This window comes from Paracoccus xiamenensis (genome assembly GCF_011308835.1).
Classification (GTDB): Bacteria; Pseudomonadota; Alphaproteobacteria; order Rhodobacterales; family Rhodobacteraceae; genus Paracoccus; species Paracoccus xiamenensis.
Map to the genome: position 1 here is coordinate 1,051,045 of NZ_JAAOHY010000001.1, position 14,422 is coordinate 1,065,466.

General features: G+C 67.0%; 13 protein-coding genes. 5 read left to right on the forward strand and 8 right to left on the reverse strand.

Annotation, left to right across the window (positions count from 1 at the left end):
• Entirely contained in the window at nucleotides 1-243 is a 243-nt protein-coding gene (locus tag G7044_RS05180) for a YdcH family protein (protein WP_166326658.1), read from the reverse strand.
• 91 nt (nucleotides 244-334) lie between these two features.
• On the opposite strand from G7044_RS05180, the gene G7044_RS05185 reads away from it, so the two are divergent.
• From G7044_RS05185 to G7044_RS05195, 3 genes are read left to right on the forward strand one after another with little or no spacing between them, the layout of a single operon-like run.
• Nucleotides 335-1,042 carry a DUF599 domain-containing protein gene (locus G7044_RS05185; protein WP_166326660.1) on the forward strand — a complete coding sequence of 236 codons (708 nt, stop codon included), beginning with the start codon at nucleotides 335-337 and terminating at the stop codon, nucleotides 1,040-1,042.
• On the forward strand, nucleotides 1,042-2,211 hold the full coding sequence (locus tag G7044_RS05190) for a hypothetical protein (RefSeq protein ID WP_166326662.1): 1,170 nt from the start codon (nucleotides 1,042-1,044) through the stop codon (nucleotides 2,209-2,211). The genes G7044_RS05185 and G7044_RS05190 overlap by 1 nt, the downstream gene beginning before the upstream one ends.
• Nucleotides 2,208-3,578 carry a cytochrome P450 gene (locus tag G7044_RS05195; RefSeq protein ID WP_166326664.1) on the forward strand — a complete coding sequence of 457 codons (1,371 nt, stop codon included), beginning with the start codon at nucleotides 2,208-2,210 and terminating at the stop codon, nucleotides 3,576-3,578. Before G7044_RS05190 ends, G7044_RS05195 begins: the two co-directional genes overlap by 4 nt.
• Here G7044_RS05195 and pyrH read toward each other — a convergent pair.
• Entirely contained in the window at nucleotides 3,535-4,302 is a 768-nt protein-coding gene (gene pyrH / locus G7044_RS05200) for a UMP kinase (protein WP_166326666.1), read from the reverse strand. The two genes, G7044_RS05195 and pyrH, sit on opposite strands and share 44 nt — an antisense overlap.
• 75 nt (nucleotides 4,303-4,377) lie before the next feature.
• On the opposite strand from pyrH, the gene miaA reads away from it, so the two are divergent.
• Nucleotides 4,378-5,262, forward strand: coding sequence for a tRNA (adenosine(37)-N6)-dimethylallyltransferase MiaA (miaA, locus tag G7044_RS05205; RefSeq protein WP_166326668.1), 885 nt, complete (start codon nucleotides 4,378-4,380; stop codon nucleotides 5,260-5,262).
• On the opposite strand, the gene G7044_RS05210 is transcribed toward miaA, so the two are convergent.
• From G7044_RS05210 to G7044_RS17945, 4 genes are all read right to left on the reverse strand, one after another.
• Nucleotides 5,259-6,032: an RlmE family RNA methyltransferase gene (locus G7044_RS05210; protein ID WP_166326670.1), complete on the reverse strand. Its 774-nt coding sequence runs from the start codon at nucleotides 6,030-6,032 to the stop codon at nucleotides 5,259-5,261. The genes miaA and G7044_RS05210 overlap by 4 nt on opposite strands.
• Complete coding sequence (locus tag G7044_RS05215) at nucleotides 6,032-7,150, reverse strand: Ppx/GppA phosphatase family protein (protein ID WP_166326672.1); 1,119 nt, start codon at nucleotides 7,148-7,150, stop codon at nucleotides 6,032-6,034. The genes G7044_RS05210 and G7044_RS05215 overlap by 1 nt, the downstream gene beginning before the upstream one ends.
• 79 nt (nucleotides 7,151-7,229) lie before the next feature.
• Nucleotides 7,230-8,294: a YcjF family protein gene (locus tag G7044_RS05220; RefSeq protein WP_328803808.1), complete on the reverse strand. Its 1,065-nt coding sequence runs from the start codon at nucleotides 8,292-8,294 to the stop codon at nucleotides 7,230-7,232.
• On the reverse strand, nucleotides 8,291-9,670 hold the full coding sequence (locus tag G7044_RS17945) for a YcjX family GTP-binding protein (protein WP_235931133.1): 1,380 nt from the start codon (nucleotides 9,668-9,670) through the stop codon (nucleotides 8,291-8,293). The genes G7044_RS05220 and G7044_RS17945 overlap by 4 nt, the downstream gene beginning before the upstream one ends.
• Before the next feature lie 123 nt (nucleotides 9,671-9,793).
• On the opposite strand from G7044_RS17945, the gene hrpB reads away from it, so the two are divergent.
• Nucleotides 9,794-12,208: an ATP-dependent helicase HrpB gene (gene hrpB / locus G7044_RS05225; protein WP_166326676.1), complete on the forward strand. Its 2,415-nt coding sequence runs from the start codon at nucleotides 9,794-9,796 to the stop codon at nucleotides 12,206-12,208.
• On the opposite strand, the gene G7044_RS05230 is transcribed toward hrpB, so the two are convergent.
• Nucleotides 12,205-13,233, reverse strand: coding sequence for an alkane 1-monooxygenase (locus tag G7044_RS05230; protein ID WP_166326678.1), 1,029 nt, complete (start codon nucleotides 13,231-13,233; stop codon nucleotides 12,205-12,207). The genes hrpB and G7044_RS05230 overlap by 4 nt on opposite strands.
• Nucleotides 13,233-14,384: a signal recognition particle-docking protein FtsY gene (gene ftsY, locus G7044_RS05235; RefSeq protein WP_166326680.1), complete on the reverse strand. Its 1,152-nt coding sequence runs from the start codon at nucleotides 14,382-14,384 to the stop codon at nucleotides 13,233-13,235. Before ftsY ends, G7044_RS05230 begins: the two co-directional genes overlap by 1 nt.
• Nucleotides 14,385-14,422: the final 38 nt, after the last annotated feature.

The following is a 14,422-nucleotide window of genomic DNA, read 5'->3' on the forward strand; positions in this document are numbered from 1 at the left end:
TCAGGACTTCGCCGCAGCGATGGCGCGGGCGATCTGGTCCTTAAGCAGCACGCGACGGCGGCGCATCTCTGTCTCGGCATCCTCGGCGGTCGGCTTGACGAAGGTTTCGGCCGCCGCAACCTCATCGTTGAGGCTGTCATATTCCTCCAGAAGCCTGGCGAAATGCGCATCGGATATCTTCAGCTTGTGAATGACTTCCGCATCATCGGGGAATTCTTCGTGAATGGCGTGAGGTGCGGCCATCTCGTCCTCCTTCTGACGTATATCCCATTGTTAGAGGGCGCGTTTGCGGCTGGCAACCGTGACGATGTCGCCCTATCAATGCAGCATGCATATGCCCACGATCCTATCCGTCTTGACACTCGCCGACCTGCTGGCGCTGCTGTGGCTATTCGCCGCATGGCTTGGCATCGGCTGGTTGACCGAACATCCCCCTGCCCGGCACCCGTCGGTCAGCACGCTGATGGTCAACTATCGTCACGAATGGATGCGCCAGTTCATCACCCGCCAGCCGCGCATCTTCGACAGCGCGATCCTGCAAACCCTGCGCGAGGGGACGACGTTCTTCGCATCCGCCTCGATGATCGCGATCGGGGGTGGCATGGCGCTGATCGGCAACCCCGAAAGCCTACGCCAGGTCGCCGGAGAGCTGGAACTGGGTCAGGCGCCCACCGTCCTGTGGCAGCTGAAAGTGATGACGGCACTGTTCTTCGTCGCCAATGCGTTCCTGAAATTCGTCTGGGCGCATCGGCTTTTCGGCTATTGCGCGATCCTGATGGCCTCGGTCCCGAACGAGGCCGATGATCCCCTGGCCGATATCCGCGCCCACCAGGCGGCAGAGCTGAACGTGACCGCCGCCAAAAGCTATAATATCGGGCTGCGCAGCGTCTATTTCGGGCTGGCGGCCCTTGGGTGGCTGGCCGGTGCGTGGATGTTGGCGATCACCACCACCGTGGTGTTTGCGCTGACCTGGCGGCGGGAATTCGCGTCGAATTCGCGCGAAATCATGCTGCGCGACCTGCCGAGGATCGGAAAGATCTGATGCGTCGCCGGGTGCTGTATATTCCCGGTTACGACCCGATTCCGCCGCGCCGCTATCGCGAGCTTTACAAGCGCGAAGGGGCCGAGCAGGCGGCGATTTCCGGCTATGTTCTGGAAACCGGCGCGCGGACGGATCGCACCGGCTTTGGCTGGGGGGCCAGCACGATCATTGATGGCCAGTCAGCGCAGGCCGAATTCGAGGTGCTGGTCTGGTCCGATATCGTCGCCGGTTCGATGGGCCAGTCGATCCCGGCCACCTATGCGCAACTGGCGCGGACCGCATGGGCCTATATCGGATCGGGCGCGCTGTGGCGGCTGATGCGGCTTCGGCGGGGGCCTGTGCTTGCCGCGCTGTATCCCATCGCCGTGCTTCTGGCGCAGGCACTGGTCGCGGGGTTTGCCGGATGGCTGGCGGGCTGGCTGGTGTCGCTTGTTGCGACGTGGTGGGCGGGGCTGCCGGTGGCGCTGGTGGTCTTCGTGCTGGGCCTGCGGCAGTGGCGCAAGCTGGATGGGAAGATCTTCGCCTATTACCTGATGCATGATTTTGCCTTCACGGCGCAGAATGGCGGCGCCTATCCGCCCGCGCTGCAAGACCGTATCACGGGTTTTGCCGAGCGTATCGCGCAGGTCGCGGCGGGCGACTGGGACGAGGTGCTGGTGATCGGCCATTCCTCGGGCGCCTATATCGCGGTTTCCGCCCTGGCGCAGCTTGCGCGCGCGCGGCGGCTGCCTGCGAATGTCGCGTTGCTGACGCTTGGCCATGTGGTGCCGATGGCGTCCTTCCTGCCGGGCGCGGACCAGTTGCGCCGGGACCTGCATGATCTGGCGGCGCAGGGGCAGGTCTGGGTCGATGTGACCGCGCCGGGCGATGCCTGCAGCTTTGGCCTTTGCGATCCGGTGGCGGTGTCGCGATCTGTGCCTGCTGGCGGCGGCGGCCCGCTGGTGCTGTCGGCGGCCTTCACCCGCACGCTGTCGCCCGAAAAGCAGAAGGTGCTACGCAACCGCTGGTTCCGGTTGCACTTCCAGTATCTCTGCGCCTTCGACCGGCCCGGCGAGTACGACTATTTCCAGATCACCGCCGGCCCCCTGACGCTGGCCGAACGCTTTGTCAATCGCCGCCATTCGCCCGGCCGCATCACCACCCCGGCCAATCGTTGGCATTATCCATGACTGCACCCAAACCCGCCTCCAGCGAAGGCCGCACCGGCCTGTTGCATTACCTGCGTCATTTCCGCCGCGATCTGCTGTCGGCGCTACCCGCGCGGCTTTATCGCGCATGGATGGCGGAATATCGCACCGGCCCGATCCACAGCTTTGTCTGCAACGACCCCGAGCTGGTCAGCCTCGTCCTGCGCGAACGTCCGGCCGATTTCCCGAAATCGAACCGCCTGCGCGAGGGGCTGGCGCCGCTGCTGGGGCGATCCGTCTTCGTCACCAATGGCGCGGAATGGCAACGCCAGCGCCGCATCATCGATCCCGCATTCGAAGGTGGCCGCCTGCGCGAGATCTTTCCGCAGATCTGGGACGCCAGCCTTGCCGCCGCCCGCCGCCTGCCGCAATCGGCCGAAATCGATCTGGAGCCCGTGACCTCGCACGCGGCGGCCGATGTGATCTTCCGCACGCTGTTTTCGCTGCCGATCGAGGACGCGACAGCGGCGCAGGTCTTTGCCGCCTTTCGCGCCCATCAGGACGCCCAGCCGATCGTGAATGCCGGCGCGCTGATCCCCCTGCCCGCATGGTTCCCGCGCTTCCATTCGCGCCGCACCCGCCGGACGGCCGCACATATCCGAGGGCTGATCGCGCGGCTGGTCGCCGAACGCGCGGCGCGGATCAAGGACGGCACCGCACCCGACGATCTGGCGACCAAGATCATGACCACGCCGGATCCGCAGACGGGCGAAACTTTCACGCCGCCCGAAATGGTCGATCAGGTGGCGATCTTCTTCCTTGCCGGTCACGAAACCAGCGCGTCGGCGCTGGCATGGGCGCTGTGGCTTCTGGCGGCCAATCCCGACTGGCAGGACCGCGTCGCGGCCGAGTCTCGCACCGCGATCAATCCAGAAAACCCCGAATTTTCAGTTATTTCACGCCTGAACCTCAGCCGTGCAGTCTTCCGGGAGGCCTTGCGCCTTTACCCGCCGGTGCCAATGATGGTGCGCGAGGCCGCCTGCCCGGAACAGTTCCGCGACCGCGAGGTGCCGAAGGGCGCGCAGATCGTCGTCTCTCCCTGGCATCTGCACCGCCATGAACGCCTGTGGGACAACCCCGACGGCTTCGATCCGGCACGATGGGAGACGGAAAACGGCCGCGCCTGCCAGCGCCGCGCCTATATCCCGTTCTCGGCCGGCGCGCGCGTCTGCCCCGGCGCGGGATTTGCGATGGTTGAAGGGCCGCTGATGCTGTCGCTGATGCTGCGCGATCACCGGCTTGAAACGACCGTCCCGCCGGTGCCCGTCGCGCGGCTGACCGTGCGCGGGCAGGACGGGATCAGGGTCAGGATTTCACCTCGCGACCCGGACGGGTCTTGCCGTCGGTGACGCGGGTATAGGTGCCTTCACCCGACAGGATGCCACGGAAGCCGCCCGGCTCGTCCAGCGAAAACACGATGATCGGCAGCTTGTTGTCACGCGCCAGCGCAATCGCCGATGCATCCATCACGCCGAGGTTCTTCTGCAGCGCCTCGTCATAGGTGACTTCGTCATAGCGCACGGCATCGGCGAACTTGTTCGGATCCTTGTCATAGACCCCGTCGACCTTGGTGCCCTTGAAGATCGCCTGACAGTTCATTTCAGACGCGCGCAGGGTCGCGGCGGTATCGGTGGTGAAATAGGGGTTCCCGGTGCCAGCGGCGAAGATGATGACGCGCTTTTTCTCAAGGTGGCGCACGGCGCGGCGGCGGATATAGGGCTCTGCCACCTCGTCCATGCGGATCGCGCTGATGACGCGGGTGTGGATGCCCTTGGCTTCCAGTGCCGATTGCATCGCCAGCGCATTCATCACCGTGGCCAGCATCCCCATGTAATCGGCGGTGGTGCGTTCCATCCCCTGCGCGCTGCCCTGCAGACCGCGAAAGATATTGCCGCCGCCGATGACCATGCAGACCTCTACGCCCATCTGCTGGACCGATTCGACCTCATCAGCGATGCGGGCAATGGTCGGCGGGTGCAGGCCAAAGCCCTGATCGCCCATCAGCGCCTCGCCCGAGATCTTCAGCATGACGCGATCATAACTGGTCGGGGTCTTAACTTCGGTGTCGCTCATCTGCTTTGCCCTTCCAGCGGTTCAACTGGCGCGCAAAATGTCGCAAAAGGGCCAAAGGTTCAACCGGGTGAACACATGGACGCGCAGAAGATCATCGCCGGGATCGACCCGGATCGCCATGTGGTGATCGCGGGGCCGACGGCATCGGGTAAATCCGCACTGGCATTGCAGATCGCGCAAACGCAGGGCGGCACGGTGGTCAATGCCGATGCGTTGCAGATCTGGTCCTGCTGGCGCGTGCTGACCGCGCGCCCGGATGAGGCCGACGAAGCCGCCGCCCCACACGCGCTTTACGGCCATGTCGATCCCGGCCGGGCCTATTCGGTGGGCGATTGGTTGAAGGATGTGGCCGGGCTGAAAGGCCGGCTGATCGTGGCGGGCGGCACGGGGCTGTATCTAACGGCGCTGACCTCGGGTCTGGCACCGATTCCTGCGGTGCCGGCGGAAATCCGGGCGCGCGGCGACGCTTGGCTGGCCGCAGGCGGGCTGGAACAGATGGTCGCGGCCCTTGATCCCCCCACGCGCGAGAAGATCGACACCCGCAACCCCGTCCGCGTTCAGCGCGCATGGGAGGTTTTGGAGGCGACGGGGCGCGGCATCTCCGCCTGGCAGCAGGACACGCCCGCGCCGATGATCGCGCCAGAGGATGCGCATTGTCTGGTGCTGACCTCGGACCGGGACTGGCTGGCGGAACGGATCGACCGGAGGTTCCGGCAGATGTGGGATCAAGGCGCAGTGGATGAGGTGCGCGCCATGCTGCCCGAATGGGCGCCGGGCGCGCAATGGACCCGCGCCATCGGTGCACCTGAAATCGCCGCCTATCTGCGCGAAGAAACCGATGCCGCGACGGCGCTGGAACGCGCCATCATCGCCACTCGCCAATATGCGAAATCACAGCGGATATGGTTCCGCAACCGCATGAAATCATGGGAAACCCTGCAGGTAGGGCCGCAGGGTTAAGCCTCGTCTTCGTCTTCCACCGCGACGGGCTGCGCCCCACGGTATCCCATCGCCACCACGAATTTCTCGGACGAATCGGCGCGCGATGCACCGGGCTTCACATTCGCGACCTTTTCGAAATTCTGTTTCAGCAGGGCTTGCAGGTTCTGCTCGGCCCCGCCCGCCAGAACCTTGGCGACAAAGGTGCCGCCCGGTGCCAGCACGTCGAATGCCAGCTGAGCGGCGGCCTCGACCAAGGCCACGATGCGCAAGTGGTCGGTGCCCTTATGCCCCGAGGACGCGGCGGCCATGTCGGACATGACCACATCGGCCTCGCCCCCCAGCCAGGTCTTCACCTTGTCGTCGGCGCCGTCTTCCAAAAAGTCCAGCACGTGGATCTCAGCGCCGGGGATCGGGTCGACCTCTTGCAGGTCGACGCCGATGATGCGGCCGACCTTCTTGCCCGATTTCTCGCCCAAAGCATTGATGCGCGGGATCGCCACCTGCAGCCAACCGCCGGGCGCACAGCCCAGATCGACCACACGCGCGCCGGGGACCAGAAAGCGATACTTGTCGTCAAGCTCCAGGATCTTGAAGGCCGCACGGCCGCGATAGCCCTCGCGCCGGGCGCGGGCGACATAGGGGTCGTTCAGCTGTCGCTCCAGCCAAAGGGTCGAGCTGAGCTTGCGTCCCTTCGCCGTCTTCACCCGCACCTTCAGGTCGCGCTGCCCCCGGCCAGAGGACTTGCGTTCGCGCGGCCCGTTCACGCCGCCGCCCGGCTTCTTTACCATCAGGTTACCCCGTTCAATGCGTCGTCTGTGATGGCCCCGTCGCGGACCATCTGAGAATATAAAAGCCCCTCGCGCAGGCCGCGGTCGGCGACCGACAGCCGCCGCGTCGGCCAGATCCGCATCAGCGTCTGCAGGATCGCCGCGCCCGACATGATCAGCGCGTGACGTTCCCGCCCGATGCGCGGATCGGCGCGCCGGCCTTCGGGGCCAAGGGCCAGATAGGTGCGGATCACCGCGTCGATTTCTGCACTGGTCATGGTCAGCCCGTCGACCTTGGTGCGGTCATAGCGCTTCAGCCCCAGATGGCTGGCCGCCACCGTGGTGACGGTGCCCGAGGTGCCGATGATCTGGAAACCACGATCCGGCGCACCCTTTGCATAGGGGGCGAAATCGGCAAGCATTTCTTCGAAATACCAGCTCATCAGGGCGAAGCGGCCGGGATCGTCGGTGACGTCGGCGAACTGGTCGCGCAAGGTCGCCACACCCAGCGGCACGCTGATCCAGTCGACCACCCGCGCGCCCCCCGGCATCGAGGTGAAACTGTCGCCAAGCTTCATGATCGCGCGCGAGCGTTCGTTCGGATCGACTTCGGCCAGATCGATCCAGACCAGCTCGGTCGAGCCGCCGCCGATATCGACGACCAGCAGCTGTTCCGTCTGCTGATTGACCAGCGGCGCGCAAGAGATGACGGCAAGGCGCGCCTCCTCCTCGGCCCCGATCACCTCGATCGGCAGGCCGGTCTCGCGCCGGATCATGCGCATGAAGTCGCGGCTGTTGCGCGCGCGGCGGCAGGCCTCGGTCGCGACCAGCCGCATATTCTGCACCTCGTGCTGTTCCAGCTTGCGCCGGCACACCTGCAGCGCATGCACGGTGCGCGACATGGACGCACGCGACAGCCGCCCCGAGGCCTCCAACCCCTGACCGAGCTGGACCGGCTTCGAAAAGCTGTCAACGACCTGAAACTGACTGCCCGTCGGTCGGGCAATCAGCATCCGGCAACTATTTGTTCCCAAATCCAAAGCCGCATAAAGCGGCCCCGAATCGGGCTGGCGGGTGCCTGACGGCTCAACCTTTGCAGTCGGGAACGCGTCCGCACCCGCAGGACGCCTGGGCGCCATGGTCACGCCCTCCGATATCAAGTTAGTCCCAAGGTAACGAGCCGGGGGGCGGCGTTCAAGGGGGCCTTACCGGCACCCCTCAGCCCTTCGGGGCAGTCTGGTCCTCAGGGGGCGCGGTGGGTGCATCACCGGTGCCGAACAGCCCGGCGAGACCGCGCGAGACCAGATTGCCAACCTTTGGCCGGGGCTGAGCGATGAAAGGCAAGGGGCGGCAGACCTCCATCGCGGCGATGCCGACGCGGGCGGTCAGTGCGCCGTTCACCACGCCCTCGCCAAAGCGACGCGAGAGTTTTGCCAGCAATCCGCCGCCGGCCAGCGTGTGGATCATGTCGTCGCCCGCAGCGACCGCGCCCGTCGCAACCAGATGCGTCATCACCGTCCGCGCCAACCGCCAGCCGCCAACCGCACCTGCGCGCCCGCCATAGATTTCGGCCATGCGCCGGATCATCCGCAGATTGGCCGCCAGCGCCGCCGCCACATCGGCGAAGGCCAGCGGGATCATCGCGGTGGCGGCGGCGACGGTGCGCGAGGCGGCCTCGATTTCGCGCCGGGCTTCCTGGTCCAATTGCGCCAGCAGCTGGGTTTCGGCCAGCGTCAGCAGGGTCTGGGCGTCAAAGACATCGCCGCTGCGTTCGGCCAGTTCGGCCCGCCCCCATTGCGCCTGTGGGCGCGAGGCATAAATCGCATCCAGCCGCTTTACCACCGACCGCGCCGCTGTCAGATCGTCCTTCGACAGCGCAAGGCCGGCATCGCGATGGATCTGGTCGATCTGCGCGAACCGGCCCCATGCCCGATATTCGCGGAAGGCCACCGCCAGCACCGCCAGCGTGAACAGCGCAAACAGTGTGACCCCGATCCAACCCAGGATCGGCCAGCTGGTCATCAGCCCCGAGATATAATTCAGCGCCCCCACCGACAGCAGGAAGGTAAACAGCGCCGCGCCGGTATTGAACAGGAACCGCGTCAGGCGCGAGGGACCGCGCCCGGCCAGCCGTGTCACCAGTTCCATCGTGCGCGGACGCGGCAGAACCGCTGCGCCATCCTCGATCGGTGCGGCGTCGGCGGGGTTGGCGCTGGCAGAGGGCTGGGGCGTGCCATCATCCAGTTCGATCAGCACGGGTCCGTGGCGGCGCGGTTCGGTCACAGGCGGTCTCCGATCAGGAATTCGGCGGCGCGGTCCAGCCGGATATGGGGCGGGCCGTCGCCGGGGCGCGAGGTATCGGCGGCAGGCCGGAAATTCATCGCCGCATAATCTCCGTCCAGCCATTCCCTGCGACCCTCTCGGGCGGGGACCAGCAGGGATGCGGGATCGGCGGGCAGCTCGCCCGGATAGAAGGCGGCGCGGCGCCCATCCATCAGCGTGCCGCGAACGGCGGGCAGCTCCTGACCGTTCTGTTCGATCATCGCCTCGGTCGTGGCGCGCAGGGCGGCGATGGCCATGGCCTCGGTCCGGGCACCGGCGAAATCGGCGCGGTCGCGGGCCTCGCGCAGCAGGGCGGTTGCGATATTGGTCAGGCGGGGATGCTGGGTGTGGTGCAAGTGGTCAGCCTTCGTCGCCGCGAACAGGATCCGTTCGACCCGGCGCAGGCCCAGCACCTGCGCCAGCCAACCGGCCCGGCCCGGATTGAAGGCCGACAGGATGTCGGCCATGGTTCGGCGCAGATCTTCCAGCGCCGGCGGGCCGGCATGGATCGCGCCCAGCACATCAACCAGCACCACCTGCCGGTCGATACGGGCGAAATGGTCGCGGAAGAAGGGCTTCACGATCCGCGACTTATAGGCCTCGTATCGGCGGGCGAATTCGCGGCGCAAGGGCGACTTGCCCTCAACCGGCGGCAGCGGCGCAAAGGTCAGCGCGGGCGATCCAGCCATCTCGCCCGGCAGCAGGAAGCGGCCCGGCGTGCAATCCGACCAGCCGGCCTCGCGCGAGGCGTTCAGATGCGCGGTATAGGCGGCGGCGAGTTCCTGCGCGGTCTGTTCCGACAGCGCCGCGTGCAGGTCGGTCGCCGCCAGCGCTGCCATGTAATCCTCGGCGCGGGGGCGGCCGGGCATGCGCTCCAGCACCTCGGCCGACCATTCGTCATAGCTGCGTTCCATCAGGCGCAGGTCCAGCAGCCATTCGCCGGGATAATCGACAATATCCAGATGCACCGTCTGCGGGCTGCGCCAACCGCCGAGGATGCCTTTCGGCTGCACCCGCAGCGACAGCCGCAATTCGGAGATATGCCGCGTGCCCTCGGGCCAATAGGGTTCCGGGCCGGTCAGCGCGGCAAGATGACGTTCGAATTCAAAGCGCGGCACCGTGTCGTCGGGCTGCGGCTGCAACCACGCCGCCTTGATTGAGCCGTCGGCCGCGGCCCGCAGCGCCGTCATCCGCCCCCGGTCCATCAGATTGGCCACCAGCGAGGTGATGAAGACCGTCTTGCCCGCCCGGCTGAGACCGGTGACCCCCAGCCGGATGACTGGATCGCCCATACCGATGCCACGCATCAGGTCATTCGTGAAGTCGGTAATGCCCATCGTCCCGCCATCTCTTTCCGGGACAACCCTTTTCCCCCGCAACCGGTTTCATATCGGTTGCCGGTGCGACCTCTGCAAGTATTTCCGCTGGCAGGGCGCGGGCCTGCGCGCCATAACGCAGCCATGACCGACAACGCGCCCGCCAGCCTGCCGATCGAGGACGCCTTGCCCGCCCTGCGCGCGGCAATGGCCCAGCATGGCCGCGCGGTCCTGATCGCACCGCCCGGCGCGGGCAAGACCACGCGGGTGCCATTGGCACTGTTGGACCAGACCCCCGGCAAGATCGTCATGCTGGAACCCCGCCGGCTTGCCGCACGTGCGGCGGCCGAGCGTCTGGCCGACAGTCTGGGTCAGCAGCCGGGGCAAGACGTGGGCTATCGCATGCGCGGGCAATCCGTGCCGGGTACCCGGATCGAGGTTGTGACCGAGGGCATCCTGACCCGGATGCTGCAATCCGATCCTTCGCTTGACGGTGTCGGCTGCGTGATCTTCGACGAATTTCACGAGCGCAGCCTGAACGCCGACCTTGGCCTTGCGCTGGTTTGGGAAACGCGCGGGGCGCTGCGGCCCGATCTGCAAGTGCTGGTCATGTCGGCCACGCTGGATGCGGGTCCGGTCGCGGCATTGCTGGATGATGCCCCCATCGTCGAAAGCCTGGGCCGCGCCTATCCGATCGAAACACGCCACCTGCCCCGCCCCCTGCCCGCCGGCACCCGCTTTGACGTCGAAGCCGCCCGCCTGATCGCCACCGCAGAGGCGGAAACCCGCCACGCCCCCGGCGGCTCCATCCTGGCCTTCCTGCCGGGCGAGGGCGAGATCCGTCGGGTCGCTGCAAGCCTGTCAGACCTGCCCGCCGAGATCCTGCCCCTTTATGGCGCCATGGATTTCAAGGCACAGCGCGAGGTGCTGGCGCCCCCCGGACCACGGCGGCGGATCGTGCTGGCGACCTCGATCGCGGAAACCTCGCTGACCATCCCCGGCGTCCGGGTGGTGGTCGATGCAGGCCGGGCGCGGCGAGCTCGTTTTGATCCGGGTTCCGGCATGTCGCGGCTGGTCACCGAAAAGGTCAGCCGGGCCGAGGCCGAACAGCGCCGTGGCCGCGCCGGCCGGGTCGCGCCGGGGATCTGTTACCGGATGTGGGCGCGGGCCGAGGAAGGCGCCCTGCCCGCCTATGCCCCGCCCGAAATCGCCGTGGCGGATCTGTCGGGCCTCGCGCTGGAACTGGCCAACTGGGGCAGCGACGGTGCCGATCTGGCCTTTCTGACCCCACCGCCCGATGCCGCGCTGACCGAGGCCCGTGCGCTGCTGCACGATCTGGGCGCACTGGATGGCCGCGGCCGTATCACCGCCCACGGCAAGGCGCTGGCGCAGCTGCCGGTCCATCCGCGCATCGCCCATATGCTGACGCAGGCGGGACGCGGCGCGGCCGAGCTGGCAGCGCTGATAGAAGACCGCGACCCACTGCGGGGTGCTGGCGCCGATCTGACGTTGCGGCTGCGGGCGCTGCGCGACCCTGCCCGTCACGGCCCGGCGCGTGGCGCGCTTGACCGCATCCGCACCGAGGCAGCGCGCCTGCGCCGTCTGTCGGGTGACGGCCCGGCGCTGTCGCCCGGCGCGATGGCTGCACTCGCCTATCCCGACCGGATCGGGATGCGCCGGCCTGGCGACCAGCCGCGATATCTGCTGTCGGGCGGGCGCGGCGCGATCATGGCCGAGGGCGACGCAATGGGCGCCGAACGCCTGATCGTTGCCACCGATCTGGACGGCGAGGGGCGCGAATCGAAGATCCGGCTGGCCCTGCCAATCACCGAATCCGAGATCCGCGACCTTTTCGCCGACCGGATCGAACCCGCGGAGGCTGTCGAGTGGTCCGCGCGCGAAGGCCGCATTACCGCTCGTCTGCGCGAAAAGCTGGGCGCACTGACCCTGACCGAACGCCCGCTGGAATCTCCTGCCCCCGACGCGCTTTCCCGCGCCGCATGGGAAGGAGTACGCACCGAAGGGCTAAGTTGGTCGCCTGCCGCCGCCCGCCTGCGCGCCCGGATTCGGCTGCTGCCGGATGGCCCCGATGTGTCAGATGACGCGCTTCTGGCGGACGGCGACTGGTTGATTCCGCATCTTGGGAAAGTCAAAAACAGAAACGATATCAGGTCACTGGACCTTGTTCCTGCGCTGATGGACCTGCTGCGTTGGGATGGCCAACAGGCGCTGAACCGGCTGGCTCCTGCCCATTTCACCACGCCCCTGGGGCGCAAGGTGCCGATTGATTACGACGCCGAAACCCCCTCGATCGAGCTTCGCTTGCAAGAGCTGTTCGGCCAGACCACGCACCCGACCGTCGGCCGCCAGCCGCTGCGTATCACCCTGCTGTCGCCCGGTCAGAAGCCGATTGCGGTGACCAGCGACCTGCCCGGTTTCTGGGCCGGATCTTACGCCGATGTGCGCAAGGATATGCGCGGCCGCTATCCGCGTCACCCGTGGCCCGAAGACCCGACCGAGGCCGATCCGACCCTGCGCGCCAAGCCGCGCGGCACCTAATCTGCCATCATCCGCGTCACCCGCCTGTCCATCACCCGGCGCCACAAAGGCGGCACCATCGCAATCGCGCCCATAACAGGCAGCGACCAAGGCAGCATCGGGCGACTATCCGCGCCAAGGCGCAGCGCCGGATATTCCCGTCCCGGATGAGCATGGTGGTCGGAATGGCGCGGCGCGTTGACCATGGCCAGCGACGAAAACGGATGCGGCGCATCCCAGCTGTGGCGGGGGCCGACCGGCTCCGGCCGCCCGTCATTCCGCGCGCGGCGCAACCCGTAATGCTGGACGTAATCCGACAGCATCAGCTGCATCTGCGCGTAAAGGCACAGCAGCAGATAGTCGAGCGTCGCGCGCGGTCCGAAAATCACCCACACCAGCACCGTGCAAAGCGCAGCCCCACCATTCCAGAATGCGTAAGGGTTCATCCGCCCCGATGACGCCGCGCGCTTCCGTTCTGCCGCCAGTCCGGCCTTGAAGGATCCGAACCACGCACGGGGAAAGAAGCGCCAGAAGCCCTCGCCCTGCCGGGCAGAGTTCGGGTCGCCATCCGTCGCCACATGAACATGATGGACCAGCCGGTGAGCGCTGACATGATGACCGAACAGCAGCGTGACATAGACGGCAGCACCCAGCCGGAACAGGCCGCGGCTGCCGCGATGGATCAGCTCATGCGCGAAAGAGTTCGAGACCTGTCCGAACCACATGCCCGCGCCCAGAAACAGCGCCACCCGTTCCGGCCCGCTGAGCCAGTCATTCGCAAAGCCGCGAAGCGCCCCGACGAGCAGGTCAAGATGGATGATCGCCAGCACGACCAAAAGCGCATTCGCGCCGGGAAAGCGCGCGCCATCTTCAGCGTCGCCAAAGCCGCGCGCGATGATCGTGTCTGCCAGCGGCGCCGCGACGGCCATCCACAGGAACCCGGCCCAGATGGCCCAGCCGCCGTTGGCCGCGCCCCAGATCAGCAGCAGCGCGGGGGCGAGTGCGACGATGGCAAAGACCGCGACCGGCGGGACGCGGCCCGCCATCAAAGCCCCACAAGCGCGCGGGCGAAGTCCTGCGGCTCGAACGCGTCGAGGTCGTCGATCTGTTCGCCCACACCGATGGCGTGGATCGGCAGGCCGAACTTGTCGGCAAGCGCGACCAGCACGCCGCCGCGCGCAGTGCCGTCCAGCTTGGTCATCACCAGACCCGACACATCGGCCAGCTTCCGGAAGGTTTCGACCTGTGACAGCGCGTTCTGGCCGGTCGTCGCGTCCAGAACCAGCAGGGTATTATGCGGCGCGGAAGGATCCTTCTTGCGGATGACGCGGACGATTTTGGCCAGTTCCTCCATCAGGTCCTGACGGTTCTGCAACCGGCCCGCCGTGTCGATCATCAGCAGGTCCGCCCCCTCGGCCTCTGCCCGGGTCATGGCGTCGAAGGCGAGGCTTGCGGGGTCCGACCCTTCGGGCGCGGTCATCACCGGGACGCCCGCGCGCTGCCCCCAGACCTGCAACTGTTCGACCGCTGCGGCGCGAAAGGTATCGCCCGCCGCAATCACCACGTTCTTGCCCGCCGCCTTGAACTGGCTGGCCAGCTTGCCGATCGTCGTGGTCTTGCCAGAGCCGTTGACGCCGACCACCAGCACAACCTGCGGCTTCTTCGGATACAGCGGCAGCGGCCGGGCCACCGGGGTCATGATCCGGGTGATTTCATCCGCCAGCAGGGTCTTGAGCTCGGTCGAGGAAATCCGCCGCCCCATCCGCCCTTCGGCGATATTGGCGGTGACGCTCAGGGCCGTCTCGACCCCCATATCGGCCGCGACTAAGGTGTCCTCCAACTCCTCCAACATGGCATCGTCAAGCTCGCGCCGGGGTTCGGCGGCCGTGGGCGCGCCGGTGCCGAACAGGCGGCCCATCAGGCCGGGCTTTGGCGCGGGTTGAGGTGCGGGTGCAGGCGCAGGTTCCGCCGCCCGCGGTGCCGGGGTCGGCGGAGGCGTCGGTGCAGGTGCGGGCGTCGGTATCACGGCAGGTGCCGGTTCCGCCGCTTTGGGCGGTGCGGGTGGGGGCGGCGCAGGTTCTGGCGCGGCCGGCGTGGCCGGTTCCGGCGTGCCCTCGCCCACCAGATCGTCCAGCCCCTGCCCGATCTTGGATGATGATTTGGTCAGCCGCTCGCGCAGCTTGGAAAAGAACGACATGCGTCCCCCCTGAAAATTCGCCCCGAAACCTAAGGCTT